24 protein-coding genes are annotated in these 23,973 nt (G+C 63.8%); 16 read left to right on the top strand and 8 right to left on the bottom strand.

What is annotated here, in order from left to right; genetic code table 11:
- The first annotated feature begins 162 nt into the window (after positions 1–162).
- Entirely contained in the window at positions 163–1,437 is a 1,275-nt protein-coding gene (glgC, locus tag NCR93_RS16465) for a glucose-1-phosphate adenylyltransferase (protein ID WP_008353483.1), read from the top strand.
- 43 nt (positions 1,438–1,480) lie between these two features.
- A complete protein-coding gene (gene glgA, locus NCR93_RS16460; RefSeq protein WP_175979256.1) occupies positions 1,481–2,944 on the top strand; it encodes a glycogen synthase GlgA in 1,464 nt (487 codons plus the stop codon).
- Here the strand turns inward: glgA and NCR93_RS16455 are convergent.
- Positions 2,920–4,305, bottom strand: coding sequence for a dienelactone hydrolase family protein (locus tag NCR93_RS16455; RefSeq protein ID WP_239295018.1), 1,386 nt, complete (start codon positions 4,303–4,305; stop codon positions 2,920–2,922). The two genes, glgA and NCR93_RS16455, sit on opposite strands and share 25 nt — an antisense overlap.
- Before the next feature lie 148 nt (positions 4,306–4,453).
- Between NCR93_RS16455 and NCR93_RS16450 the strand changes: the two genes are divergently transcribed.
- Both NCR93_RS16450 and NCR93_RS16445 read left to right on the top strand, forming a co-directional pair.
- Entirely contained in the window at positions 4,454–5,254 is an 801-nt protein-coding gene (locus NCR93_RS16450) for an SDR family oxidoreductase (RefSeq protein WP_175979254.1), read from the top strand.
- Positions 5,255–5,268: 14 nt separating this feature from the next.
- Positions 5,269–6,705, top strand: coding sequence for a dihydrolipoyl dehydrogenase (locus tag NCR93_RS16445; RefSeq protein WP_175979253.1), 1,437 nt, complete (start codon positions 5,269–5,271; stop codon positions 6,703–6,705).
- 60 nt (positions 6,706–6,765) lie between these two features.
- Here the strand turns inward: NCR93_RS16445 and NCR93_RS16440 are convergent, their stop codons facing one another.
- The 3 genes from NCR93_RS16440 to NCR93_RS16430 all read right to left on the bottom strand — a co-directional run bounded on the left by NCR93_RS16440 (position 6,766) and on the right by NCR93_RS16430 (position 9,829).
- Entirely contained in the window at positions 6,766–7,122 is a 357-nt protein-coding gene (locus tag NCR93_RS16440; RefSeq protein WP_033536128.1) for a hypothetical protein, read from the bottom strand.
- Positions 7,123–7,390: 268 nt separating this feature from the next.
- Positions 7,391–8,284: a 3-hydroxyisobutyrate dehydrogenase gene (mmsB, locus tag NCR93_RS16435; RefSeq protein ID WP_175979252.1), complete on the bottom strand. Its 894-nt coding sequence runs from the start codon at positions 8,282–8,284 to the stop codon at positions 7,391–7,393.
- A 12-nt stretch (positions 8,285–8,296) separates the two neighbouring features.
- Positions 8,297–9,829 (bottom strand): CoA-acylating methylmalonate-semialdehyde dehydrogenase, encoded by a 1,533-nt coding sequence (locus tag NCR93_RS16430; protein ID WP_175979251.1) that lies wholly within the window; start codon positions 9,827–9,829, stop codon positions 8,297–8,299.
- Positions 9,830–10,033: 204 nt separating this feature from the next.
- Here NCR93_RS16430 and NCR93_RS16425 point away from each other — a divergent pair, with 204 nt between their 5' ends.
- The 6 genes from NCR93_RS16425 to infA all read left to right on the top strand — a co-directional run bounded on the left by NCR93_RS16425 (position 10,034) and on the right by infA (position 14,978).
- Entirely contained in the window at positions 10,034–10,999 is a 966-nt protein-coding gene (locus NCR93_RS16425; RefSeq protein WP_239295020.1) for a LysR family transcriptional regulator, read from the top strand.
- A 292-nt stretch (positions 11,000–11,291) separates the two neighbouring features.
- Positions 11,292–12,242, top strand: coding sequence for a M23 family metallopeptidase (locus NCR93_RS16420; RefSeq protein WP_175979249.1), 951 nt, complete (start codon positions 11,292–11,294; stop codon positions 12,240–12,242).
- A complete protein-coding gene (locus NCR93_RS16415) occupies positions 12,229–12,594 on the top strand; it encodes a hypothetical protein (protein WP_175979248.1) in 366 nt (121 codons plus the stop codon). Before NCR93_RS16420 ends, NCR93_RS16415 begins: the two co-directional genes overlap by 14 nt.
- 60 nt (positions 12,595–12,654) lie before the next feature.
- Positions 12,655–13,089: a bactofilin family protein gene (locus NCR93_RS16410; protein WP_175979247.1), complete on the top strand. Its 435-nt coding sequence runs from the start codon at positions 12,655–12,657 to the stop codon at positions 13,087–13,089.
- A gap of 169 nt (positions 13,090–13,258) precedes the next feature.
- Positions 13,259–14,236, top strand: coding sequence for a magnesium/cobalt transporter CorA (gene corA / locus NCR93_RS16405; RefSeq protein WP_008353501.1), 978 nt, complete (start codon positions 13,259–13,261; stop codon positions 14,234–14,236).
- Positions 14,237–14,711: 475 nt separating this feature from the next.
- Complete coding sequence (infA, locus tag NCR93_RS16400) at positions 14,712–14,978, top strand: translation initiation factor IF-1 (protein WP_006999277.1); 267 nt, start codon at positions 14,712–14,714, stop codon at positions 14,976–14,978.
- A gap of 137 nt (positions 14,979–15,115) precedes the next feature.
- Here the strand turns inward: infA and NCR93_RS16395 are convergent, their stop codons facing one another.
- Genes NCR93_RS16395 through zwf form a run of 3 tightly spaced genes read right to left on the bottom strand, consistent with a single transcriptional unit; the run spans position 15,116 to position 18,412 of the window.
- Entirely contained in the window at positions 15,116–15,994 is an 879-nt protein-coding gene (locus NCR93_RS16395) for an HAD family hydrolase (RefSeq protein ID WP_175979246.1), read from the bottom strand.
- A complete protein-coding gene (locus NCR93_RS16390; protein ID WP_372492552.1) occupies positions 15,994–16,815 on the bottom strand; it encodes an ROK family protein in 822 nt (273 codons plus the stop codon). Before NCR93_RS16390 ends, NCR93_RS16395 begins: the two co-directional genes overlap by 1 nt.
- 40 nt (positions 16,816–16,855) lie before the next feature.
- On the bottom strand, positions 16,856–18,412 hold the full coding sequence (gene zwf, locus NCR93_RS16385; RefSeq protein WP_008353506.1) for a glucose-6-phosphate dehydrogenase: 1,557 nt from the start codon (positions 18,410–18,412) through the stop codon (positions 16,856–16,858).
- A 208-nt stretch (positions 18,413–18,620) separates the two neighbouring features.
- On the opposite strand from zwf, the gene NCR93_RS16380 reads away from it, so the two are divergent.
- The 6 genes from NCR93_RS16380 to NCR93_RS16355 all read left to right on the top strand — a co-directional run bounded on the left by NCR93_RS16380 (position 18,621) and on the right by NCR93_RS16355 (position 23,054).
- Positions 18,621–19,463 carry an arylamine N-acetyltransferase family protein gene (locus tag NCR93_RS16380; RefSeq protein WP_175979245.1) on the top strand — a complete coding sequence of 281 codons (843 nt, stop codon included), beginning with the start codon at positions 18,621–18,623 and terminating at the stop codon, positions 19,461–19,463.
- Between the two features lie 13 nt (positions 19,464–19,476).
- Positions 19,477–21,180: a peptidoglycan D,D-transpeptidase FtsI family protein gene (locus NCR93_RS16375; RefSeq protein ID WP_175979244.1), complete on the top strand. Its 1,704-nt coding sequence runs from the start codon at positions 19,477–19,479 to the stop codon at positions 21,178–21,180.
- Positions 21,181–21,284: 104 nt separating this feature from the next.
- Entirely contained in the window at positions 21,285–21,650 is a 366-nt protein-coding gene (locus tag NCR93_RS16370) for a hypothetical protein (protein ID WP_008353509.1), read from the top strand.
- A gap of 12 nt (positions 21,651–21,662) precedes the next feature.
- Positions 21,663–21,953 (top strand): hypothetical protein, encoded by a 291-nt coding sequence (locus NCR93_RS16365; RefSeq protein ID WP_034471787.1) that lies wholly within the window; start codon positions 21,663–21,665, stop codon positions 21,951–21,953.
- A gap of 273 nt (positions 21,954–22,226) precedes the next feature.
- Positions 22,227–22,532, top strand: coding sequence for a hypothetical protein (locus tag NCR93_RS16360; protein WP_008353512.1), 306 nt, complete (start codon positions 22,227–22,229; stop codon positions 22,530–22,532).
- A gap of 189 nt (positions 22,533–22,721) precedes the next feature.
- A complete protein-coding gene (locus NCR93_RS16355; RefSeq protein ID WP_008353516.1) occupies positions 22,722–23,054 on the top strand; it encodes a hypothetical protein in 333 nt (110 codons plus the stop codon).
- A gap of 7 nt (positions 23,055–23,061) precedes the next feature.
- Here the strand turns inward: NCR93_RS16355 and NCR93_RS16350 are convergent, their stop codons facing one another.
- The gene (locus tag NCR93_RS16350; RefSeq protein ID WP_008353518.1) at positions 23,062–23,919 is read right to left on the bottom strand and encodes a formate/nitrite transporter family protein; all 858 of its coding nucleotides are present in this window, start codon (positions 23,917–23,919) and stop codon (positions 23,062–23,064) included.
- Positions 23,920–23,973 lie beyond the last annotated feature (54 nt).

Below are 23,973 nucleotides of genomic sequence, written 5' to 3'. Positions count from 1 at the left end.
ACGGTCCGCATCGCCCGGCGAAAAAAACGGGCGACTTCAGCACACGAATTCGAATGCGCGCCGGATAATGCTCCATCGACAGATACCAACAAAAGCATACGAGGACGCACACACGGCAAGACATCGAACATCAATAGTCGCAGGTCAAATCAGGAGGCTGACATGGAGATGCTGGCTAAGAATCGCACCGATTTGCAGAAGTCGACCCTCGCAATCGTCCTCGCCGGCGGGCGCGGCACCCGGCTCGGTCCGCTCACCGACAAGCGCGTGAAGCCGGCCGTCCACTTCGGCGGCAAGTACCGCATCATCGACTTCGCGCTGTCCAACTGCCTCAATTCCGGCATCCGCCGCATCGCGGTCGTCACGCAATACAAGGCGCATTCGCTCATCCGCCATCTGCAGCGCGGCTGGGGTTTCCTGCGCGGCGAGTTCAACGAGTTCATCGATATTTGGCCGGCGCAGCAGCGCGTGGATTCGAGCTGGTATCGCGGCACCGCCGACGCGGTCTATCAGAACCTCGATATCGTCCGCTCGATCGGGCCGGAGTTCGTCATCGTGCTGGCGGGCGATCACATCTACAAGATGGATTACACGCGCATGGTGCTCGACCATGTGGAAAGCGGCGCGGACTGCACGGTCGGCTGCATCGAGGTGCCGCGCATGGATGCGGTCGCGTTCGGCGTGATGCACGTCGATGAAAACCGCCGCGTCACCGATTTCCTGGAAAAGCCCGCCGATCCGCCCGCGATGCCCGGCAAGCCCGACATCGCGCTCGCGAGCATGGGCATCTACGTGTTCAGCGCGAAGTATTTGTATGACCTGCTGCAGGAAAACATCGAGACGTCGAACACGGATCACGATTTCGGCAAGGACATCATTCCGCGCGTCGTGACGACCGGCAAGGCGATCGCGCATCCGTTCAGCATGTCGTGCGTGACGTCGAGCAGCGATCCGGAAGCGCCCGCGTACTGGCGCGATGTCGGCACCGTCGATGCGTACTGGTCCGCGAATCTCGATCTCGCATCGACGATTCCGGAGCTCGATTTGTACGACCGCAAATGGCCGATCTGGACGAATCAGGAGCAGTTGCCGCCCGGCAAGTTCGTACGCGACCTGAACGGGCAGCAAGGCGCGATCACCAATCTGCTCGTGTGCGGCGGCTGCGTGATCTCGGGATCGCAGGTGTCGAAGTCGGTGTTTTCGTCGGCGGTGCGGGTCCACTCGTTCTGTAACATCAATGAGGCAGTCTTGTTGCCGCAAGTGACCATCGGGCCGAGTTGCCGTTTGCAGAAGGTCGTGATCGACCGCGGCTGCACGGTGCCCGAAGGTCTCGTGGTCGGCGAGGATCCGGACGACGATGCCGCGCGTTTCTTCCGCACGGAGTCCGGCGTCACGCTCATCACACGCGACGCGCTGGCGCGGCTCGGACAGCGTTAGACGCCGCGCGCCGGCCAATAAAAACCAATCGACGGGAGTGCCGATGACCGTATGCGTGCTGCATGCCGCAGCAGAAATGTTTCCGCTGTTGAAAACCGGCGGCCTCGCCGATGTGGTCGGCGCGTTGCCGCCCGCGCAATCGCAACTGGGCACGAACGCGCGCGTCGTGCTGCCGGGCTTTCCCGCCGTGCTCGCGGGTCTCGACGATCTTCAGCCCGTGGCCGATCTCGGCAGCGCGTTCGGCGCGGGCAATATCCGCCTCGAGCGCGGCGTGTTGCAGCCGCACGGCATCGTCGTGTATGTGGTGCGCGCGGATCAGTTCTACGATCGTCCGGGCAATCCGTATATGGATGCGACGAATCGCCCCTATGCCGATAACGATCGGCGCTTCGCGCTGCTCGGCTGGGCGGCGGCGCGCATCGCGACGGGCGTGGACCCGGCATGGAAGCCGCATATCGTCCACGCTCACGACTGGCATGCGGGACTTGCGCCGGCGTATCTGCGCGCGTTCGAGCGCGGCGGCGCGGCGCGGGTCGGCACTGTGATGACGGTGCACAACCTGGCGTATCAAGGCACGTTTCCGGCTTCGGAATTCGGCGCGCTGCAATTGCCCGGCGATTTCTACGCGGTGGAAGGCGTCGAATTCTACGGCCACGTCTCGTTTCTCAAGGCGGGGCTTTATTTCGCCGATCGCATCACTACCGTCAGCCCGACCTACGCGCGCGAAATCCAGACGCAGGTGCAAGGCGCCGGACTGCACGGTCTCCTGCAGACGCGCACGCACGACATCACCGGGATTCTGAACGGCGTCGATTATTCGATCTGGAGCCCGACCGCCGATGAATCCATCGCGTCGAAATACACGCAGGCGAAGATCGGCGGCAAGTCGAAATGCAAGACGGCGCTGCAGGAGCGCATGGGTCTCGCGAAGGACGACGACGCCCTGCTCTTCGGCGTCGTCAGCCGTCTGACGGAGCAGAAAGGACTCGACCTGCTGCTTTCGGCCGTGCCCGATATCGTCCAGCGCGGCGGCCAGCTCGTCGTGCTCGGCACCGGCGACCCGGCGCTCGAAACCGGCATGAAGAACGCGGCGGCGGCGCATCCGGGCGCGGTCGCGGTCGAACTCGGCTTCGACGAGACGCTTTCGCATTCGATCATCGCGGGCAGCGACGTCGTGATGGTGCCGTCGCGCTTCGAGCCGTGCGGGCTCACGCAGCTCTACGCGCTCGCGTACGGCTCGCTGCCGCTCGTGCATCGCGTGGGCGGGCTCGCGGATACCGTCGTCGATTCATCGCTCGAAAATCTCGCCGAGGATCTCGCGACCGGCTTCGTCTTCGATACTTTCGATCGCGCGGGCATCGTCGGCGCGATCCGGCGCGCGTTCGCGCTCAAGGCGCGTCGCACGGAGTGGAAGGCCGTCGTCAAGCGCGCGATGGGCCAGAGCTTCGGCTGGGAAGACGCCGCGCTCAAGTACGCGGAGGTTTATCGGGATTTGACGGGCGGCTGAGCCGTCCAGACGACGTCGCCATCCACCGCGTAGGGCGCGCAGGCGCGATGCTTGCGACTGCAATGCGCCATCGCCGATGCGATCGGGTCCGGCCCGAGTGCCGCGATCGACCACGCGCCATCCGACGCGATCACGAAAGCGCGCGGACGCGGCAACTTCAGAAACGCGTCGTAGCCCTTGCGACCGGCGGCGTCGATGAACGGCACGGCGCTCGCATCGGCAAGCGCGGCGAAACCGGTCGCGGGCGGGCCCGAGCGCGTCCAGACCACCTGATCGTCGTACGCATAGAGACGGCAATCGGCCGTGAGCGCCGCACAGTCGCGCAGGGCCTGCGTCAACGGATCGAAGCCGTCGTGCGCCGCCGCGCCGCCGTTCGGTCCGACTGCAAACGCGCGCGGAAACGGCTTCGAGAGGAACTTCCGATACAGCGCGCGCATGCCCTCGCTGCCGAGATACGGCACGGCGGCGATGTCGTCGACGGCGGCGTATCCGCTCGAGGGCGGCGTCGCCATCGGCATGTTCTCCGGGTAAATCGACGCGAACGGCATGCCGATTTTCTTCAGGAACGCATCGAGTTTCGGCGTCCACACGCGCAAGCCTTCCCATGAACCCAGCAGCTTGTGGGAATCGGTCATGAAGGCGCCGTAGTTCGCCAGTTCGGCGTTCGCGCCCGCCGACGTGTAGCGCGCGAACATTTCCCGCCAGGTGCCGGCCGGAAAGAACGAATCGTTCTCGCCGTACAGCCACAGCGACGGAACGTGCGCACGCGCGCCGAGCGCCGCGCTGTCGCGGACGAGCGCAGCGTCGTCCGACGCGCATACGTCGACGCGCACGCCGCCGTAGAAGTTCACGACGCCCTTCACTTCCGGCGCGTTTCGCGCCCCGAACGCGAGGCTGTACCAACCGCCCGCGCTCTCTCCTGCGACAACGACGCGCGAACCGTCGACGTAAGGCTGCTGACGCATGTACGCGATGACCTTGCCGATATCGTCCGCCGCCTTGTTCCCGAGCCCCGCCAGATCGCACCCGTGCGCGCGCAGTTCGCCCGTCGATCCCGCGTAGCCGCGCATCATCGGCAGCGCAACCGCGTAGCCGCGCGACATGAAGTAGTTCGCCAGATAGGTGAGATGAAAGCGTGGCATCGTCGCCTTCGTTTTCTTGCCGTAACCGCCATGATTGATGACGGCGAGCGGAAACGGTCCCGCGCCCTCCGGCATCGCGATCGTCACCTGCAATTGCGCGGTATCGCCGCGCTCGCCGACCGGCACTTGCACGACGCGTTCGCCGGGCAATGCGGGAACCGGCGCACGCAACGCGTCGTAGGCGCTGGTTGCATGACTGTCCGATAGATGGAATGCCATCAGAAAGACGAAAAATAGCTGCAGTCGAAACATGGTTCCCGCGCGCGTAGCCTAAAGGCCGCATTATCGGCGTTTCCTGTTCGCGACCTTGCGCCGGCGGGCGCGCAATTTGCGTAAGGCACAAATTAATACAAATGCAGGAGCGCATATGCATAAACCCCTCGCAGGCCAGATTGCGCTCGTGACGGGCGCGAGTTCGGGCATCGGCACGGGCGTCGCGACCGCGCTCGCCGATGCGGGCGCGCACGTCGCCATCAACTATCACTCGCACGCGGAACCCGCCGAAAAGCTCGCCGCCGCGATCACTGCGAAAGGCGGCGAAGCGTTCGCGGTCGGCGCGGACGTCTCCGACGAAACCCAGATCGACGCGATGTTCGATGCCGTCGTGAAGCGCTACGGCACGGTCGATATCGTCGTCGCGAATTCGGGCTTGCAGAAGGACGCGAAGTTCACCGCGCTCACGCTCGACGACTGGAAGACGGTCATCGAAACGAATCTCACCGGCCAGTTCCTCACCGCGCAGCGCGCCGTCCGCGAATTCGAGCGGCGCGGCATGCGCGACGTGTCGAAGGCGCTCGGAAAGATCATCTGCATGAGTTCCGTGCACGAGGTCATTCCGTGGGCGGGACACGTGAACTACGCTGCGTCCAAGGGCGGCATTCAGATGATGATGAAAACCATCGCGCAGGAAGTCGCGCCGCAGCGCATTCGCGTGAACGGCATCGCGCCCGGCGCAATCCGCACCCCGATCAACAAGGACGCTTGGGATACGCAGGACAAGCTCGACAAGTTGCTGACGCTGATTCCGTACGGGCGCGTCGGCGAGGTCGAGGATATCGGGCGCGCGGCGGTGTGGCTTGCGTCTGACGATAGCGATTACGTCGTCGGCACGACGCTTTTCGTCGATGGCGGCATGACGCTCTATCCGGGATTCGCGGATAACGGCTGATGGCGGACAACGGAATGAACCCAATCAAGGTGGACGTCGCCGTGATCGGCGCGGGCACGGCCGGCATGGCCGCGTTTCGCGCGGCGCGGCTCGCGGGCGCGAACGCGGTGCTGATCGAGGGCGGCGAACCGGGCACGACCTGCGCGCGCGTCGGCTGCATGCCGTCGAAGCTGCTGCTCGCGGCGGCCAACGGCTTGCACGACGCGCATTCGCTCGCCGCGCGCGGCATCGAAGGCACGCACGCGCTCGAAGCCGATCGCGCGCGTGTGCTCGATTACGTGCGGCGCGAACGCGATCACTTCGTCAAGGGCGTACTCGACGAAATCAAAGCGCTGCCGGATGGCATGCTGCTGCGCGGCAAGGCGCGCTTCGAAGCGCCGACGCGATTGCGGATCGGCGACGACACGCGCGTCGAGGCCAAAAGCGTCGTCATCGCGACGGGCGCCGCGCCGAGCGTGCCCGACGAGCTGAAGGTGTTCGGCGACAAACTCATCACGAGCGACGATCTCTTCGAACTGCGCACGTTGCCGAAGCGCATCGCCGTGTTCGGCGCGGGACCGATCGCGCTCGAGCTGGGGCAAGCGCTCGCGCGGCTCGGCATCGAAATTTTCATGTTCGGCAAAGGCGGCAGCGCGGGAGCGATTACGGACAAACCGGTGCGCGATGCGCTTATCGCCGCGCTCGCCGACGAGTTCTATTTCGATCCCGACGCGAAAATCGACGGCATGTCGCTAGAGGGCGGCCAGCCGACGCTGCGCTTCACGTCGCCGGACGGCGTGGCGCGCGTCGAACGCTTCGATCTCGTGCTCGCCGCGACCGGCCGTGCGCCGAATCTGAAGCCGCTCGCGCTGGAAAACGCGGGCATCGAACTGAACGAAAAAGGCGCGCCGCTTTTCGACGAAACAACGATGCAATGCGGCGACAGCGCGATTTTCATCGCGGGCGATTGCGACGGCGCACGCCCGTGGCTCCACGACGCCGCCGACGAAGGCAAGCTCGCCGGCGACAACGCCGCGCGCTTTCCGGACGTGCAGCGGATCGAGCGCAAGGTGCCGTTCTCGATCGTGTTCTGCGAGCCGCAGGTGGCGATCGTCGGCGCATCGTATGACGATCTCGACAAGCCGATGACGGTCACAGGAGAAGCATCGTTCGAGAATCAGGGACGAAGCCGCGTCATGCGTCAGAATCGCGGCCTGCTGCACGTCTATGCCGACGCGAAAACCGGCAAGCTGCGCGGCGCGCAAGGCTGCGGCCCGGCGATGGAGCATCTCGGGCATCTGCTGGCGTGGGCGCTGCAACTGGAATTGACGCTCGATGAAGCGCTTAAACTGCCTTTCTATCATCCGGTCGTGGAAGAAGGCTTGCGCACCGCGCTAAAAGATGCAGATAGAAAATGCTACGAGGAAAGATCGGAAACACCGCCGGCATTACCAAGCGCCGCGGGTTGCTGATCCAAAAAAAACGAACGCCGGTTGCAAGCAACCGGCGTTTATCGTCGAAAAGAGCAAGGATCAGCTTCCGCTCAAACCATATTGCAGTGCGAGATCGAACCCGAGCACGACGAGCGAACAGAAAAGCCCCAAGGACAAATTCGCCAGTCTATGTCCGACGTCCTTGTGCTTCGTCAGCACGGCGCCCGCGAGGAACGCTATTTCCACGATGACCTGCATGCAAAACACGGCAATCATCAACGCGAACTCGTAACCCATCGAGTTGAAGTTCAGGAAGTTAAAGCCGTTCACCGCCACCCAAGACCCCACTCGCCAAGCTTCGTATGCCAATAGCAGCAACGGGAAGAAATAGCTGGCTACATAAGTCGGCACCGTGGCGTGCCGCAGTTCCATATTTAAGTGACGTGTTACTTGCATCGCGTACTCCTCATCTGATTGCCCGAAAACGACGGGCGTTCTACCTGCACCGTGGCGCAAACCGGAGCGTTCTGATCGAACGGCAGACGGGCGTCGTGCTTTCAGAATAGGACAATTTTTTGGAAAGCGAATCATCGTATTCCCGATGATCGTATCCAATAAGGCTTTACGCGCTTCGTTGTGCAGTGCAACTGAATAAAGCAGTTATTTCCCGGCCCTAGATTCGACACGCGCATACGTGCCGATTTCCTAAAGTGTTCGAGCCGTATCAAACGCCAGAGTTCTTCGCGTACAACTTGATAATGCCCGAAAAATCGAGCCCGCCGAATCCTTGCTGGCTCATCGACTGATACAACTGTTGTGCCAGCGCACCCATGAATACGGGCTGCTTCGCGGCGCGCGCTGCATCGACGGCAAGTCCGAGATCCTTGAGCATTAAATCAGCGCCAAATCCGCCCGAATAACCACGCGACGCCGGCGCGGTTTCGATGATGCCCGGATAGGGATTACACGTATCCGAGCTCCAGCAACGCCCAGTCGATGTATTGACGATACTCGCGAGTTTCGTCGGATCGATGCCGAGCGTTTCGCCGAGTTTCATCGCTTCGGCGACGCCGATCATGGAAATCCCTAGCAGCAAGTTATTGCAGATCTTCGCGATCTGGCCCGTGCCGGTTTCGCCGCATCGCACCATGTTCTTGCCCATGCCGGACAAGACGGGACGCAATGTTTCGAAGAGCGTTTCATCCGCGCCGACCATGAACGTCAGCGTACCCGCCTGCGCGCCGACGACGCCGCCGGAAACGGGCGCATCGGCGAACGGGTTGCCCTGCTTCGCCGCCGCCTCGCCGATGAGCTTCGCGGTCGCCGGATCGATCGTGCTGCTGTCGACGAGCGGCACGCCTTTCGCAACGCCCGCGAGCACGCCGTCGTCGCCCAGATAGACCGTCTTCACATGCTGCGCCGCGGGCAGCATCGTGATGACGACTTCCGCGCCTTCCGCCGCCGCGCGCGGCGATGCGGCGAGCGTCGCGCCCGCCGCCTTCGCCGCATCGAGCGCGGCGGGGACGAGATCGAACGCCGTCACCGCGTGGCCGGCCCTCAGGAGATTGGCGGCCATCGGACCGCCCATGTGACCCAAACCAATGAAGCCGATTCGCATGGACATCTCCCTTTAGCGAAGCGCGATGGTCGTGTTGACGCCGTCGTTCACGGTGGCGTCGTCGAACCAGCGCGCGGTGACGGTTTTCGTCTGCGTGTAGAACTGCACGACCTGCTTGCCGTACGGGCCGAGGTCGCCGAGCTTCGAGCCGCGCGAGCCGGTGAAGCTGAACGCGGGCACCGGCACCGGAATCGGAATGTTGATGCCGACCTGACCGATATCGATCTCGCTCTGGAACTTGCGCGCCGCCGCGCCGCTTTGCGTGAAGAGACCGACGCCGTTGCCCATCGGATTGCGATTGACGAGCGCGATGGCGTCATCGAGCGTATCGGCTTCCAGCACGCACAGCACCGGGCCGAAGATTTCCGTCTTGTAGATCGACATGTCGGTATCGACGTTCGTAAAGATCGTCGGTCCGATGAAGTTGCCCTTCTCGTAGCCCTTCACGTCGATATCGCGGCCATCGAGCGCGAGCGTCGCGCCCTCTTCCACGCCCTTGCTGATGAGCCCGAGAATGCGCTCCTTTGCCGCTTTCGACACGACCGGGCCGACGTCCGTATTCGGCTCCGTGCCGCCGTTGACCTTGAGCGTCCTGGCCTTCTCGACGAGTTCCGGCACCCAGTCCTTCGACGCCCCGACGAACACGGCGACCGACGTCGCCATGCAACGCTGACCCGCCGCGCCGAAGCCCGCGCCCGCGAGCGCGTTGAGCGTCTGCTCCTTGTTGGCGTCGGGCAGGACGACGGCGTGATTCTTCGCGCCCATCATCGACTGCACGCGCTTGCCGTGCTGGCTCGCGAGGTTGTAGACGTGCGTGCCGACGGCCGTCGACCCGACGAACGAAATCGCCTTGATATCGGGATGCGTGCAGATCGCATCGACGACTTCCTTGCCGCCATGCACGACGTTCAGCACGCCCGCCGGCACGCCCGCTTCGAGCGCGAGTTCGACGAGTTCCATCGTCGACAGCGGATCCTGTTCGGACGGCTTCAGTACGAACGTGTTACCGCAGACGATCGCCATCGGGAACATCCACAGCGGGATCATGGCGGGGAAATTGAACGGCGTGATGCCGGCGCACACGCCGAGCGGCTGCCGTAGCGTGTACGTGTCGACGCCGCCCGCGACGTTTTCGGAGAATTCGCCCTGCTGCAGCGTCGAAATCGAACACGCGTGCTCGACCACTTCGAGACCGCGAAAGATGTCGCCTTCGGCATCGGCGAGCGTCTTGCCCTGCTCCGCCGTCAGCGTCCGCGCGATGCGCTTCTGGTTCTGGCGCACGAGGTCCTGAAACTTGAGCATCAGACGCATGCGCGTGCCGAGCGGCGTCGTGCGCCACGTCTGAAACGCCTTGTGCGCGGCGGCAACGGCGGCGTTGACTTCATCGACCGTCGCAAACGGCACGCGACCGACGACTTCCTGCGTCGCAGGATTGACGATATCGCGCCACTCCGTCGTCTTCGAATCGACGAACTGGCCGTCGATCAGCAGTTTGGCCGTACGGACGGACGCACTCTGCGCCGGATGTTCAGCAGCGATATTCACGAGTCACTCCTTTTGGATGAGTTGTCACGAAGGGGAACGAAGACGCGCGGACGGAGCGCCGGTGCGGCGCCGAAGGGAAAAGGCATGTCGTCTCCGTTTATAAGAAATCGGCGCGCAGTGCAGCACGCTCGTTTCCTTGAGTATAGTTATGCAAAAGTCCATCATGGCACTAGAAAAACACCCGATCGATATGCAAAAAACGCCATGCCAAACGTTATTCCAAGCGCCAAGCTCGATATCGGGCGCCTCAACTGGGACGACCTGCGCTTCTTCCTGGAAGTCGCGCGCACGCAGCGCGCGAGCGGCGCGGCGAAGCGTCTGGGCGTCGATTACACGACGGTCGCGCGGCGCGTTCGCGCGCTGGAGGACGCGCTCGGCACGCTTCTGTTCGACAAATCGCGCAGCGGCGGATTCATTCTGACGGCCGAAGGCCAGCGCCTGCTCGGTTACGTCGATTCGATCGAGACGACGGTGCAGTCCGCGACCGAGCAGATCGCCAACACGGGGCACGCGCTGTCCGGACACGTTCGCGTCGGTTCGACGGAAGGCTTCGGCTGCTTCTTTCTCGCGCCGCAACTCGCGCGCTTTCAGGACGCGCATCCGAACATCTCCATCGATCTGCTGCCGGTACCGCATTTCGTGAGTCTGTCGAAGCGCGAGGCGGATATCGCCGTCACGCTCGAACGACCCGAGCAGGGCCAATACGTTTATACGAAGCTGTGCGATTACCGGCTCAAGCTCTACGCGACCGCCGACTATCTCGACGCGCACGAACCGATCCGCACGAGCGACGATCTGCGTCATCATCGTTTCGCAAGCTATATCGACGATCTCGCGTTCAGCTACGAATTGCTGTATCTCGAACGCGCGGTGCCGGGCGCGGTGTCGCGCTGGCGCAGTACGAGCGCGATTGCGCAGTACTTCGCCGCGCTGCAGGGCCGCGCGCTCGCGATCCTGCCGTGCTTCATGACTTCGCCCGATCCGCGCTTCGTGCCGGTCTTGCCCGACGATATCGTCGTGACGCGCGCCTTCTATCTGTCCTGCCGCGAGGATTTGCGCAAGCTGAAGCGCATCACGGCTGTATGGGACTACCTGCGCGCGGCGGCCGAAGCGAACCGCGGCTTCCTGATGGGAGACGGCGCGCAGATGGCCTGGGTCGATGTCAAGTGATCCTGACCGGCGACACGCTTTTTGACAGCGATTCGAGACCGAACGTGGTATGCGTGACGCCACCGCGAACATCACAAAATTTGACTCGATAAATTCGTGGAATTTTGCTTCGATGTCCTGCCGAAACGTCACTCGCCCACGCGAGCTCGGGCATAATCGCCGGCCAGTTTCATTGCATTGCCGTGGAGAGCGCGGCGCACTCCATTCCCGTGATTTCCTCTAGTTTCTTTCCCGCTGCCCCGACGGGCCGCGCCGTGCGCTAATGGCTTTCGTCATCTGGTCACGGCGGTCCATGTCCCGCCAGCGCATCCGTTTCGTCGAGGCCCGCACGGCGCGCGCCATCGCGGTCATCGGCGCCATTACGCTTCTCGTGGCCGCGCTCGCGCTCGGCATCGCGATCGGCACCATGTTCGCGCGCAGCCATCTCGGCGAGGAGCAGACGCTGATGTCGCGCCGCTCGTACGAGATCGAAGAGCTCGGCCGCATCAATGCCGCGCTGATCGAGCTGACGCCGCGCGTCGAAGGCCTGTCCGCGCAAGTCAGCGAGCTGCACGAATTCGACACGCATCTGAAGGCCGCGCACGGCGCGGGCGGCACGTCCGGCGTGCATGACGTGCCGCCGCTGCCCGACAGCGAAGAGCCAGCCACGTCGCTCGACGGCGCGGGCGGCCCCGCCTTGCCGCCGCGCCTGTGCGATATCGGTCGCGCGGCGGCGGGCACGCCGCGGCAGCGTTTGAAGAGCGCGCATCGGATCATCGATTGCCTGAACGACGAAGTCTCGCAATTGCAGACGCAAACGCTCGCCCACTACGCCGCGTACATGGCCTTTCCCGGCCGCAATCCGGCACCCGGCCTGCGCAGCGGCTCGCCTTACGGCAACCGTCTGGACCCGTTCACGGGACGTCTGAGCTTTCATCCCGGCATTGACTTCGCCGGACCGGCGGGCACGCCGATTCTCGCCAGCGCGGGCGGACGCGTCATCGCGGCGGGCGAGCGCAACGGCTACGGCATTTCGGTCGACATCCGCCACAGCGACGGCATGGTGACGCGCTATGGACACGCGTCGCGCATCTTCGTGAAAACCGGCGAATTCGTGATGCCGGGACAGGTGATCGCGGAAGTCGGCTCGACCGGCCGCTCGACGGGGCCGCATCTGCATTTCGAAGTGATCGTCGACGGCGCTCAGATCAATCCTTCTCCCTATCTCGCGCTCTTCAGGCGTTTGTCGCATGCGCAAAGTTGATTCGAAGCGGCTGTCGCTGCAACTCTCCCGCCAGTCCTATTCGCTGACGCCGAGGCGCGGCGCGGGCATCTGGCTCGGACTGATCGCGGCCGTGTGTGCGATCGCGGCGCTCGCCGCCGCAGGCTTCGCACTCAAACGCTCGCATGAAGACGTGCGCAAGCTCGACACGCTCTGCGCGCCGCCCGTCTCCGAGCAGAAGCTGCGCGAGCAGCTCGCGCATGCGCAGCTCGCGCTCGAACAGGAGATGGCGAGCCGTACCTCGCTGGAAGAACGCGCAAAGGACAGCGCGGCCGAAATCCAGCGTCTGCAGACCGATCTCGCTTTCCTCAGGAAGCAGCAAAAACCCAATTGAGCGGCACGCGTCAGCGCGGGCTTCGTGCAGCAACCCTTTACCGCATCGCAAGGACTCGACATGTTTTCATCGAAGAAGGATTCCAACGGCATCAAGATGGCCAAGCTCGCGACGCTCGTCGCGCATAACGTGCATATCTCGGGCGATCTCGAGTTCAGCGAAGGCCTGCGCATGGACGGCCAGGTCACGGGCAACGTGGCCGGCCGTCCGGGCGAAGAAACGCTGCTCGTCGTGAGCGATCAGGGCGCGATTCGCGGCAACGTGAGCGCTTATAACGTCATCATCAACGGCTGCGTGACGGGCGATGTCACCGTCGCGCATTTCGTCGAACTTCAGTCGAACGCGCGCGTGCTGGGCAACATCTACTATCAGCAGTTGCGCATGGATATCGGCGCGACGGTCGAAGGCAAGCTCACCAAGTTCGATTCGCAGGCGGCGCACGTCCCGAGTCTGCCGGCGCCGCCCGAATACAACATCGACCTCGTCTCGAACTGACGGCAGACAACGAGCGCCGGAGAATCCGCGCGTGCTGGCAGCCGGGCGCGTGTCCGGCTAAGATTCGATGGATCAAGGCCACGCGCTCGCGCCCCTGGCGAAATCACGCGACTTCGAGCGTCCATCGACACGTGGCCGGTTATATCCAGATAACGATAAAGGGCGCCCCATGCTGGTCAATTGCGCGGCTTATCAGAATGGCCGAAAGCTCGCGGACGTCGAGATCGACGACATCAACGCCTATCGCGATCTGCCCGACTCTTTCATTTGGGTTGCATTGAAAGAGCCCGGTCCTGGCGAACTCGCGCACATGACGCAGCAGTTCGGCTTGCACGAGCTGGCGGTCGAAGACGCGCAGCACGGTCATCAGCGGCCGAAGATCGAGGAATACGGCGACTCGCTGTTCGCGGTCTTTCATACGGTCGAATTCGACGAAGAAGGCGAAGTGCTCGTCGGCGAAATGAACGTGTTCGTCGGCACGAACTACGTGCTTTCGGTCCGCAACCGCACGACGCAAGGTTTTCAGGAAGTGCGCAAGCGCTGCGAGCGCGAGCCGCATCTGCTCAAGCACGGCCCCGCGTTCGTGATGTACGCGCTGCTCGATGCGGTCGTCGATCGATACTTTCCCGTGCTCGAGACGCTCGGCGCGGAAGTCGACGAAGTGGAAGAGCGCATCTTCGAGCAAAAAGGCTCGGTGGAATCGCGCGAGATCATCGAGGATCTGTACTCGCTCAAGCGGCGCATGACGATCCTGCAGCATCACACCGCGCCGCTGCTCGAAGCCGTCAGCAAGCTGTATGGCGGGCGCTCGCCCGGCGTGTGCTCCGGCATGCAGGAATATTTCCGCGACGTGTACGATCACCTGCTGCGCATCGTGAAGACCATCGAAGGACGGCGCGAAATGATCGTCACGGCGATCCAGGTGAATCTCGGTCTGATCGCGCTCGCGGAAAGCGAAGTGACCAAGCGCCTCGGCTCGTTCGCCGCGCTCTTCGCCGTGCCGACGATGATCGCCGGCATCTACGGCATGAACTTCAAGTCGATTCCCGAACTGGACTGGGTCTACGGCTACCCGACGTGTCTCGCGGTCATGCTGGTGGTCGATGTCGTGCTCTACTGGCGCTTCAAGAAGGCCGGCTGGCTGTAGCAAGAATGTTCCTTTTCGGAACCTTCGGGCGAAATTCGTTGTCTAATCAAGCGATTTGCGAGAGAATGTCATCTGGCCTTGCAAAATCGGCCTATCGACCGCACATGACGTAAGCGCACGGCAGAAGCGCTCACTTCCGCAGCACACGTTGCTTTTCCGTTTCAACCGCACATCGGCTCTGCTGTTGCCGATGTCGCCGTCCCGGTCATGCCGGCCACGGCGCGCCGCATCCGCGGTTCGCCCTGTCGTCCGGCCTATGCCGTCAAGCTCACGACGAGCCTGAGATAGAGACGCGGCGCGCCCCGCATGCACGTTTATCGTGCATGGACGCGCCAGGCCACGCTTTGCATCGCCACTTACGATTCGTAGCGACGACGCTTTCGGGCAGCGGCGCAGAACGGTTCGTTGGCGTCGAATGCGCGTTTTTCGCGCGATGCGCGGCAGCACCCACTACAACTCATTACAGGAGCCCCATATGGCGAAAGAAGAACTCATCGAACTCGACGGTATCGTTGACGAAGTGCTTCCCGACAGCCGCTATCGCGTGACGCTGGACAACGGCGTCGTCGTGGGCGCTTACGCCTCGGGCCGCATGCGCAAGAATCACATCCGTATTCTGGCCGGCGACCGCGTGACGCTGGAACTGTCGGTGTACGACCTGACGAAGGGCCGCATCAACTTCCGTCACAAGGACGAGCGTGCCGGTGGCGGCGCCCCGCGCGCACCGATGCGCCGTCGTTGATTTCCCTGCATCATCCGTAACGAGCGTGAGCCTGATCCGCAGCGCGCGCTTTTGAACCAAACACGCGGATCATTCTGAACTTCGACGCGGCCGCTCATCCGTCAAGGCTGCGCAGCGCGTCGATGTCCCTTCTTCCTTCAGCCGCGCGCCGCCAAGAGCGCGTCGATGCCGACCGCGAAGCCGTCCTCGTCGTTGCTCTTCGAGACCAGGCTCGCGCGACGCTGCACGCTGTCGGATGCCTGCCCCATCGCGATCGATACGCCCGCGATCTCGAACATCGCCACATCGTTGCCCATGTCGCCGAGCACGGCCACGCGTTCGAGCGGCACGTTCGCGAGTTGCGCCAGTTCGCGTACCGCAGTGCCCTTGTTCGCTTCCAGGCTCGTGATATCGAGGTAATAGGTCTGCGAGCGCGCGGCGTGTCCGCGGCCTTCCAGTTGCTTTTGCACGCTGCTTTCGACGCGCGCGAGCAGCGCCGTATCGGCGGTCGAGCCGACGATCTTGTCGACCTCGCCGAGATCGACATCGTCGAAACGCGTGACGAGCACGCCTTCGTAGCCGACCGTGCGCGTCTCGAGCGGCACGTAGGTGCCTTCGGGATTCGTCAGATACCAGGCGTCATTGATGAACACCCACGCGTCGACGTTCGCCGACGCGAGCGCTTCGAGCGATGTCTGCACGACATCGCGCGGCAGCTTGTGCGACGACAGCAAATCGCACGTGCCCGGCCTGACGAGACTGCCGCCGTTGTACGACGCGTAAGGCATGTCGACGTCGAGCGCCTCAACGATATGCCTCATGCCCTTGCCCGGCCGGCTGCTCGCCACGGTAAAGCGCACGCCCGCTTCCTTCAGGCGACGCACGGCGTCAATCGCCGGTTGGCCCAATGCCTTGTCGGTATAGAGCAGCGTGCCGTCGCAATCGGTGACGACGAGTTCCGCTTTGGCGAGCGCGGCGAACGCCGCATCGGCGTCGCCGTTCACGCTGTAAAGTCCGTATTTGCTGTTGGCGTTCATCAGTGCGCCCCTTCACGCTGATTGAAATGCGGCAACTGGCGCGTCTCGCGCACCGAGCGCGGATGCCACAGCCGCGCGCCGCCTTCGATGCCCGCCGCATTCGACACGACCGCGACGTTATCCGGCAGCTTGAACTTGATATGCGCCGCGTTGCCGCCGCCGATCCACAGCTTGTCGTAGTTCGTCAGCGTCGCCAGGATGCCGATGATCTTCTCCACGCGCCGGCTCCAGCGCTTCTTGCCCGCCTTCTCGCGCGCCGCGTTGCCGATGTACTCGTCGTAAGTCTTGTCCTTCGCGACCGGATGATGCGCGAGCTCCAGATGCGGCATCAGTTCGCCGTCGCGAAAGAGCGCGGTGCCCGCGCCCGTACCGAGCGTCAGCACCATTTCGATGCCGCGCCCTTCGATCGCCGCGAGCCCTTGCATCTCCGCGTCGTTGATCATGCGCGCGGGCACGTTGCCGAGGCGCTCGGCGATCAGTTGCGCGAGCGGCACGCCGCGCCAGGCGGGCGTGCCGAGATTCGGCGCGGTCAGCACGACGTTATCGCGCACGACGCCCGGAAAGCCGATGGAAATGTGCGTCGGCGGCTCGGCGACGATCGGCGCGATCAGTTCGATGAGCGTCTCCACGACCACGTCGGGCTTCGCCGGATGCGGCGTCGCCACGCGCACGCGGTCGCTCTTCATCTCGCCGTCCTCCGAGATGATGGCCGCCTTCAACCCGGTCCCGCCGATATCGATCGCGAGAATGCGTTCCGCCTTGATCGCGAGTTTGTCCGCCGTGACGTGGGTCTTCTGCTTGGCTCTTGATTCTGTGCTCACGCTCGTTGTCCTTTTGAGTTTGCGTTGCGATGAGATGAGTTCAGTTCTTCTTGTGCGCGTCGGTCAGCGGTCGCCACGCGCGGCCGTCGTCGGCAAGCAGCTTGTCCGCTTCGGCCGGCCCCGCGCTGCCCGCCGCGTAACCGCGCACGGGCAGCGGACTGTCCGGATGCAGCACGCGATCCACCGCCGCCCAAGCCGTCTCGATGCTGTCCGCGCGCTGAAAGAGCGTCGCGTCGCCGAGCATGCAGTCGTAGAGCAGCGTCTCATAGCCGACGTTCGCGCGCTCCGCGAAGAAGTCGGCATAGTCGAACCTCGAACGCACCTTGCCGATCTGCATTACCGGTCCCGGCACTTTCACGTTGAAATCGAAGCTCGTGCCGTGCGCCGGATCGATGCGCAGCGTGAACACATTCGGCGTCAGCGCATCGACGGGCGTATCGCGAAACAGCAAAAACGGCACCGCCTTCAGTTGCACCGCGATCTCCGTGCGACGCTCGGTGAGCCGCTTGCCCGTGCGCAGATAAAACGGCACGCCGGCCCAGCGCCAGTTCTCCACGTACACGCGCGCCGCCGCGTAGGTTTCGGTCCGGCTATCTTTGGCCACGCCCGGTTCTTCCTTATAGCCCGGCCCGGCGGGTCCAGCTTCGTACTGGCCGAGCACGACGTCGTCGGCGGTGAGCGGACGGATCGCATCGAAGACTTCGGCTTTTCTGTCGCGCACGGATTCGGCATCGAAGGAATTCGGCGGCTCCATCGCGACCATGCCGAGCAACTGGAACAGATGGTTCGGCAGCATGTCGCGAAACGCGCCCGTCTGCTCGTAGAACTTGCCGCGCCCTTCCACGCCGATCGTCTCCGCCGCCGTGATCTGCACGTTGTCGATGTACTCGCGCCGCCAGATCGGTTCGAACATCGCGTTGGCGAAGCGCACGGCGAGAATGCTCTGCACCGTGTCCTTGCCGAGAAAATGGTCGATGCGGTACACCTGCGACTCGTCCGCATACTTGAGGATGCAGCGGTTCAGTTCCTGCGCCGACGCCAGATCGCTGCCGAACGGCTTCTCGATGACAAGCCGTCTGAAATTGCCGTCCTTCTCTTCGAGCATGCCCGCCGCGCCGAGATGCTCGATGATCGGCTGAAAGAACCGCGCGCCCACCGCGAGATAGAACACGACGTTGTCCGACTTCGCCTGCGCGAGCCGCGCCTTGAGCCGGGCGAAGGTTTCGTCCTCTTCGAATTCACCGGGGAAATATTCGAGCCGCCCGACGACCCAGTTCCACGCGTCCTCGTTCAACTGCGACGTGTGAAACGTCGCGGCCTTGTCGGCGGCGAACGTGCGCAGCGATTGCGTGAGCTCGTCGCGCCATTCGGACGTCTCGCGCTCGCCGTGATTCACGCCGATGATCTCCATGCCGTCGTCGAGCAGCTTGTCGGCGGAGAGGTTGTAGAGCGACGGCATCAGCAAGCGCTTGGTGAGATCGCCGCCCGCCCCGAAAATCACGAGCGTGCATGGCGGCGCGGGATGCTTGCCGGCGCACGTCGCGCTGGCCGGGTTGTTTTCCTTCGATTGATTCGCTTCGTTCGATTCTTTCGGCATGGCGTATCGCCCCTTGTCAGTTGCGCTTGAACCTGGAAAGACCTGCATCGATGCGGCACAGTTCATTCGAACGACGCGTTGCAAGCCCGCGCGACGAATAACGTATGCATTTTGTAATTTTTAACCTTTCGTGTCGTAAAATATGCGCGCCTGACGACAGCACTCGCGGACATTGCGACATCGAAGCTTGACGAAGCCTGAACTCCATATGAACGCACATGACACTTCCATCGACCTCGCCGCCTACTTCGAGCGCATCGGGTACGCGGAATCCGTGCGGCCCGCCCCGACGCTCGACACACTGCGCGCGCTGCATCTGCTGCATCCTCAGGCCATTCCCTTCGAAAATCTCGACGTGCTGATCGGCCGCCCGATCCGGCTCGATCTCGAATCGATCCAGCGCAAGCTCGTCGCCGGACGGCGCGGCGGCTACTGCTACGAGCACAACCTGCTGTTTCGCAGCGTACTTCAGACGCTCGGTTTTCGCGTGCGCAGCTTCGCAGGACGCGTCCTGTGGGGCCGCGAGCGGTCTGACATGCCTGCGCGCACGCATATGCTGCTGCTCGTCGATCTCGACGAAGGCGCGTTCCTCGCCGATGTCGGCTTCGGCGGCATGACGCTTTCCGCTCCGCTCGCGCTCCAGACGGGCCTCGAACAGATCACGCCGCACGGCGCTTTCCGCCTCGAAGGGGCCGGCGAAGCGCCCGGCTACATCCTGCAGGCGCTCGTGAACGGCGCGTGGACGAACGTCTATCGCTTCGACCTCGATCCGCAGTATGACGCCGACTACGAGATGGCCAATCATTTCGTGTCGATGTATCCGCAGTCGATCTTCCTGCACAACCTGCTCGCCGCGCGTCTCGCGCCGGGCAAGCGCCTCGCCCTGTTCAACCGGCGTTTCTCGATCCACGACGAACGCGAAGGCAGCGATCATCGCGAACTCGACGGCACGGCCAGTCTGCGCCGCGTGCTCGAAGGCGAACTCGGCATTCGTCTGCCGGATGGCGCCGAACTCGACGCCGCCCTCGCCCGTCTGCCCAACCAAGCTTAATCAGAAGACCACGATGTTCAAGAAGAAGACGCGCGGCGGCAGCGATTTCCAGACGCATCACCGCAGCGCGGTGCTCGCAAACCGGCTGCCGGCCTGGCGCTCGCGGCTCGTCGTCATCGGGGTGACGGCGGCGTTTTTGACGCTAGCCGGACGCGCGCTGTGGGTCCAGGTCATCGACCACAAGTTCTATATCGGCGAAGGCCAGAAGCGCTATCAGCGCACGCTGGCGCTCTCGGCGACGCGCGGACGCATCGTCGATCGCAATGGCGCGATGCTCGCCGTCAGCCTCGCGACCTACGAAGTCTGGGCGACGCCCAAGCTCTTCGACGGCGATCACGGCGGCGAGATCGCGCGCCTGCTCGACATGCCGCCGAAGGATCTGCAGCGCCGCATCGACGGGACTCGCGCGTTCGTCCTGCTCAAACGTCAGGTGGAAGCGGAAACCGCCGAGCGCATCGCGACGATCGGGCGCGCGGGCATCACGCTCGTGCCGGACACCAAGCGCTTCTATCCCGAAGGCGAATCGGCGGCGCACGTCGTCGGCTTCACGAATAACGAGGATCACGGGCAGGAAGGCGTCGAGCTGGCCGCCGACGCGCGTCTGACGGGCGCGGCCGGCCAGCGCGAAGTGATCCGCGACCGGCTCGGGCGCGTGGTCTCGCAGATCGGCGAGCCGGCCATGCCGCAGAACGGCGAAACCATTCAGCTGACGATCGACCGGCGCATCCAGCAACTCGCGCATTCGCAACTCAAGGCGGCGATCGCGAAGCACAAGGCGCGCGCGGGCAGCGTCGTCGTGCTGGATGCGAAGAACGGCGAAGTGCTCGCGCTCGCCAACTATCCGAGCTTCGATCCGAACGATCGCTCGCGCCTCACCGGCGAGCAGTTGCGCAACCGCGCGCTCACGGACACCTTCGAGCCCGGCTCGACGATCAAGCCGCTCGTCGCCGCGCTATCGATCGATCTCGGCCGCGTGCGGCCCGAAACGCGCATCGACACATCGCCGGGCACGTTCAAGCTCGGCCCGAACGTGATTCACGACACGTCGAATCACGGCGTCATCACCGTGTCCGAGGCGGTGCAGATGTCGAGCAACGTCGCGCTCACGAAGCTCGCGCTGCAGATTCCCGCGCAGACGATCTGGGACAAGTACCGCGAATACGGCATCGGCCGCGCGCCCGAGCTGACGTTTCCGGGCGCCGCGACCGGCCGCCTGCGCGCGCCCGAGCGCTGGAAGCCGATCGAACAGGCGACGATGGCGTATGGCTACGGTTTATCGCTGTCGCTCGTGCAGATCGCACAGATCTACACGGCGTACGCCGGCGACGGACGCTTTTATCCCGCCACGCTGATTCACGGCGAAACGCGCCGCGACGCCGTGCAGGTGACGAAGTCCGCGACCGCGAAGGCCGTGCGCAACATGCTCGAAAACGCGACCGGCGACCACGGCACGGGCCGCGCGGCGGCGGTGGAAGGCTATCGCGTCGGCGGCAAGACGGGCACGGCGCGCAAGCAGGTCGGACGCTCGTATGCGGCGAACAAGTACCGCGCGTCGTTCGTCGGCATCGCGCCGATGAGCGATCCGCGCGTGATCGTCGCCGTGATGATCGACGAGCCCACGGGGGGCACCTATTACGGCGGAACGGTCGCGGGGCCGGTGTTCTCGGGCATCGTCGGCGCGACGCTGCCGCTGCTCGGCGTGCCGCCCGACGCATGAAGCGCGGCGCACGCGGGCGCGGGCCTTGCTGCAGCGTGACCGGACTGTCAAGGGCTTGTGCTCTAATGTCGTGTTCGGCACCAGAAGATCAAACGGGAAAGACCATGAAAAAACTCGCCGCGGCGCTCGCGTTGCCTGTGCTTTTCGCCGCCTGCGCCCAGTTTCATAACGAAGATGCAGGACAACCCGAAGTCGAGAAATCGTCGACGGAAAACAAGGTGAACGGCATCGTGCAGTGCATCGCCGCCGAAGCGAAAAAGCACGACGCCCAATACAAGCAGACGTCCATCCCGCAAGGCGTGATGCTGGAATTCGGCGATTCCAACGTCATCAAGGTCCGCTACGACAACGGCGAGACCACGTACCGGTACTATCCGGGGCAGCGTCATCCGTCGAACATGTGGATCGAAGGCGCGGGCAAGAAATGCGCGCCGGCGGACGCCACCGCTCACGACGAACCTCAGAAATAAGCAGACAGGACCATGCGCTCGACCAAAGCCATCAGCGCCGTCGAACGGCTCAAGACGCGCAGCGGCAACGCGAATTACGCGGCCATCTCGATGCCGGGCGGCTACTTCTATCTCGCCGAGCGCGCGCCCGAAGGCACGAAGAAAATCTCCGAGCCGATGCCGATGGACGACTTCGTCGCGTTCGTCAACGCCCGCGATCCGGCCAAGCCGCGCAAGGCCAGCAAGCTCGATCTCGCGATGGAAGAACAGATCGGCCGCAGCGGCAAACGCACGGCAAAAACGCCGTCCGCGAACGACGAATGATCGGCCTGCGTCGCCCTTGCGCGACGCAACATCGAAATCCCCGCGTTGCTCTCACACCAATGTGCGATGACAGACGGAGCCATCAGGCCCGCGTTGCGTACATTTTTGTTAACGATCGAAATCGCCGAGACAGGCAACGATCGGTCATCCGAAGAAAAGAGCAAGGGCCACCCGCTTAGCCACAAAAATATGCGCGGGTGAACGGGGTGCCTCAACGGCGCGCGTGTCCGATGTCGGGACAAGCCGTCGTATGGCCGAGAGGAAGACCAAATAATGAAGAAGAAAAACGAGACCAAGGGCAGTCTCTTGCCCTCGGCGTTGGCTGACGTCGAGCTTCAGCACATCGAGCGCGCACTCGCGCAACTTCGCACGATGCACAAGCAGTCTTCCGGCACGCTCAACGTCGAATACTGGCGGGAGCGGCTCGCCGCCGTGGTCAAGGGTTACGCGCTCGTGCCGGCGCAGAAGCAACGCATCGAAGCGTTGCGCGTCGCGCTCGACACAGTCGACAGCGGTCCGCGCGACGGCTCCGGCAGCCGTAAAAGATCGACCAACAGGCTTTGGGCGAAAGCGGCCTAAGAACCGCTTTCGCCGCTCGCGCTGCGGCGCGAATCCCTCGTTCGCGCCCGCGTCTCGCGACGAAGCGGGCGTGCAACGGTCCTTTGAACTTCCGACGATTCACGGCACGTGCGTTTCAACGCGCCGCTTTGCCGCGTCAGGCACCGTTCATGCTCGAAAGCTAGTCTTTCGATCATGCCGGGAATCGCCATGTCCACTTTCTTTCACGACCGCGCGGGCGCATCGCGCCGGCCCTCGCCGATGCTCGCGAACGCGATCGTCGCCAGTCTCATCGCGACGTTCAGCACGGTCGGCGTCGCGCAGATCACGAACGGCGGCGGCTCGGAGCGACAGGAAAGCCGTCAGTCGGATTCGAGCTCGCGCGCGAATCCATCGGGCTCGCCGCTGGTCGAATCGCAGAAACCGCAATCGAAGGATGCCGCGCAGGGCCGCGCCGCGACCGCCGACAAGAAGCACAAGGCCGAGGGCAGCACCGGCTTCAACAACGGCCTTTACGGCACGGGCGCGGGCAACAACAAATGATGCGCGCTTAGTCGCGATGCCGCTGCGGCGCGCTCGTGATCTCTGGCGCGATCGCCGCGTGATTGACGATCGCGACGAGCGACACGCCGCCAATCACATTGCCGATGAACGTCGGCACGAGGAACACGAAGAAGTAGTCGGAGATGTCCGCCGCGCCGATCATCACCGCGTAGGCCGCTTCGACCGATCCGGCGATGACGTGCGTGAGCTTGCTCACGGCGACGGTGTAGGTCACGAGCAGGATCGTGAGGAGCCGCCCCGAGCGCGCGCTCGGCAGCAGCCATACCATCAGCGCGATCAACCAGCCGGAAAACACGCCGCGAACGACGGTCACGCCGAAATCCGCGGAAAGCGGCGTCATCGCGACCTTGGCGAGCGCCTCGCTCACTTCCGGCGAAAAGACGCCGCGAATCTGCAGGATCGCCGCGAAGATCGTCGTGCCGACCAGGTTGAAGAAAAGCACGATCGCCCAAAGGCGCAGCGCCTTGAACAACGTCGACAAATCGCGCCGCGTAAGGACCGGCAGCACCGCCGTCAGCGTGCTTTCGGTGAAGAGCTGCTGACGTCCGAGGATCACGAAGACGAAGCCGATCGTGTAGCCGAAGCTCGATACGAGTCCCGTCCAGCGGGCCTCCGGCAGCGCGCTTTCGAGAATCGACTGGACGAGAAAGGAGAATCCCATCGACAGGCCGGCGGCGAGCGCCGACCACATCAGCGCCGCGAAGGTGCGCTCCATCGCGACTTCGCCTTCCTCGCGCACGATCTCGTGGATGACGAGCGGATGCGGTGCGGAATGCTCGGCGGCTTGCTCCTGCTCGGCGCTGTCGAGATGCGGCGAGTCGGCCCCCGCTTGCGGGTCGTTCATGTTCTTTCTCCCTGAACGCCGCTCGATGCGAAATGTGGATGAGCGGCTGGCGCA

This window comes from Caballeronia sp. ATUFL_F1_KS39, assembly GCF_023630985.1.
Taxonomy (GTDB): domain Bacteria; phylum Pseudomonadota; class Gammaproteobacteria; order Burkholderiales; family Burkholderiaceae; genus Caballeronia; species Caballeronia zhejiangensis.
Note: the sequence above shows the minus strand (reverse complement) of the source record. Positions and strands in the feature narration are given on the sequence as shown.

Excerpts from the sequence above, each read along its gene's own strand:
- NCR93_RS16375 (WP_175979244.1), top strand. The coding sequence starts at position 19,477 with ATGTTCAAGAAGAAGACGCGCGGCGGCAGCGATTTCCAGACGCATCAC.
- NCR93_RS16450 (WP_175979254.1), top strand. The coding sequence starts at position 4,454 with ATGCATAAACCCCTCGCAGGCCAGATTGCGCTCGTGACGGGCGCGAGT.
- NCR93_RS16425 (WP_239295020.1), top strand. The coding sequence starts at position 10,034 with ATGCCAAACGTTATTCCAAGCGCCAAGCTCGATATCGGGCGCCTCAAC.
- NCR93_RS16410 (WP_175979247.1), top strand. The coding sequence starts at position 12,655 with ATGTTTTCATCGAAGAAGGATTCCAACGGCATCAAGATGGCCAAGCTC.
- NCR93_RS16415 (WP_175979248.1), top strand. The coding sequence starts at position 12,229 with ATGCGCAAAGTTGATTCGAAGCGGCTGTCGCTGCAACTCTCCCGCCAG.
- NCR93_RS16350 (WP_008353518.1), bottom strand. The coding sequence starts at position 23,919 with ATGAACGACCCGCAAGCGGGGGCCGACTCGCCGCATCTCGACAGCGCC.
- NCR93_RS16370 (WP_008353509.1), top strand. The coding sequence starts at position 21,285 with ATGAAAAAACTCGCCGCGGCGCTCGCGTTGCCTGTGCTTTTCGCCGCC.
- NCR93_RS16420 (WP_175979249.1), top strand. The coding sequence starts at position 11,292 with ATGTCCCGCCAGCGCATCCGTTTCGTCGAGGCCCGCACGGCGCGCGCC.
- NCR93_RS16360 (WP_008353512.1), top strand. The coding sequence starts at position 22,227 with ATGAAGAAGAAAAACGAGACCAAGGGCAGTCTCTTGCCCTCGGCGTTG.
- NCR93_RS16455 (WP_239295018.1), bottom strand. The coding sequence starts at position 4,305 with ATGGCATTCCATCTATCGGACAGTCATGCAACCAGCGCCTACGACGCG.
- NCR93_RS16380 (WP_175979245.1), top strand. The coding sequence starts at position 18,621 with ATGAACGCACATGACACTTCCATCGACCTCGCCGCCTACTTCGAGCGC.
- glgC (WP_008353483.1), top strand. The coding sequence starts at position 163 with ATGGAGATGCTGGCTAAGAATCGCACCGATTTGCAGAAGTCGACCCTC.
- corA (WP_008353501.1), top strand. The coding sequence starts at position 13,259 with ATGCTGGTCAATTGCGCGGCTTATCAGAATGGCCGAAAGCTCGCGGAC.
- mmsB (WP_175979252.1), bottom strand. The coding sequence starts at position 8,284 with ATGCGAATCGGCTTCATTGGTTTGGGTCACATGGGCGGTCCGATGGCC.
- NCR93_RS16395 (WP_175979246.1), bottom strand. The coding sequence starts at position 15,994 with ATGAACGCCAACAGCAAATACGGACTTTACAGCGTGAACGGCGACGCC.
- glgA (WP_175979256.1), top strand. The coding sequence starts at position 1,481 with ATGACCGTATGCGTGCTGCATGCCGCAGCAGAAATGTTTCCGCTGTTG.
- infA (WP_006999277.1), top strand. The coding sequence starts at position 14,712 with ATGGCGAAAGAAGAACTCATCGAACTCGACGGTATCGTTGACGAAGTG.
- NCR93_RS16445 (WP_175979253.1), top strand. The coding sequence starts at position 5,269 with ATGAACCCAATCAAGGTGGACGTCGCCGTGATCGGCGCGGGCACGGCC.
- NCR93_RS16355 (WP_008353516.1), top strand. The coding sequence starts at position 22,722 with ATGTCCACTTTCTTTCACGACCGCGCGGGCGCATCGCGCCGGCCCTCG.
- NCR93_RS16365 (WP_034471787.1), top strand. The coding sequence starts at position 21,663 with ATGCGCTCGACCAAAGCCATCAGCGCCGTCGAACGGCTCAAGACGCGC.
- zwf (WP_008353506.1), bottom strand. The coding sequence starts at position 18,412 with ATGCCGAAAGAATCGAACGAAGCGAATCAATCGAAGGAAAACAACCCG.
- NCR93_RS16440 (WP_033536128.1), bottom strand. The coding sequence starts at position 7,122 with ATGCAAGTAACACGTCACTTAAATATGGAACTGCGGCACGCCACGGTG.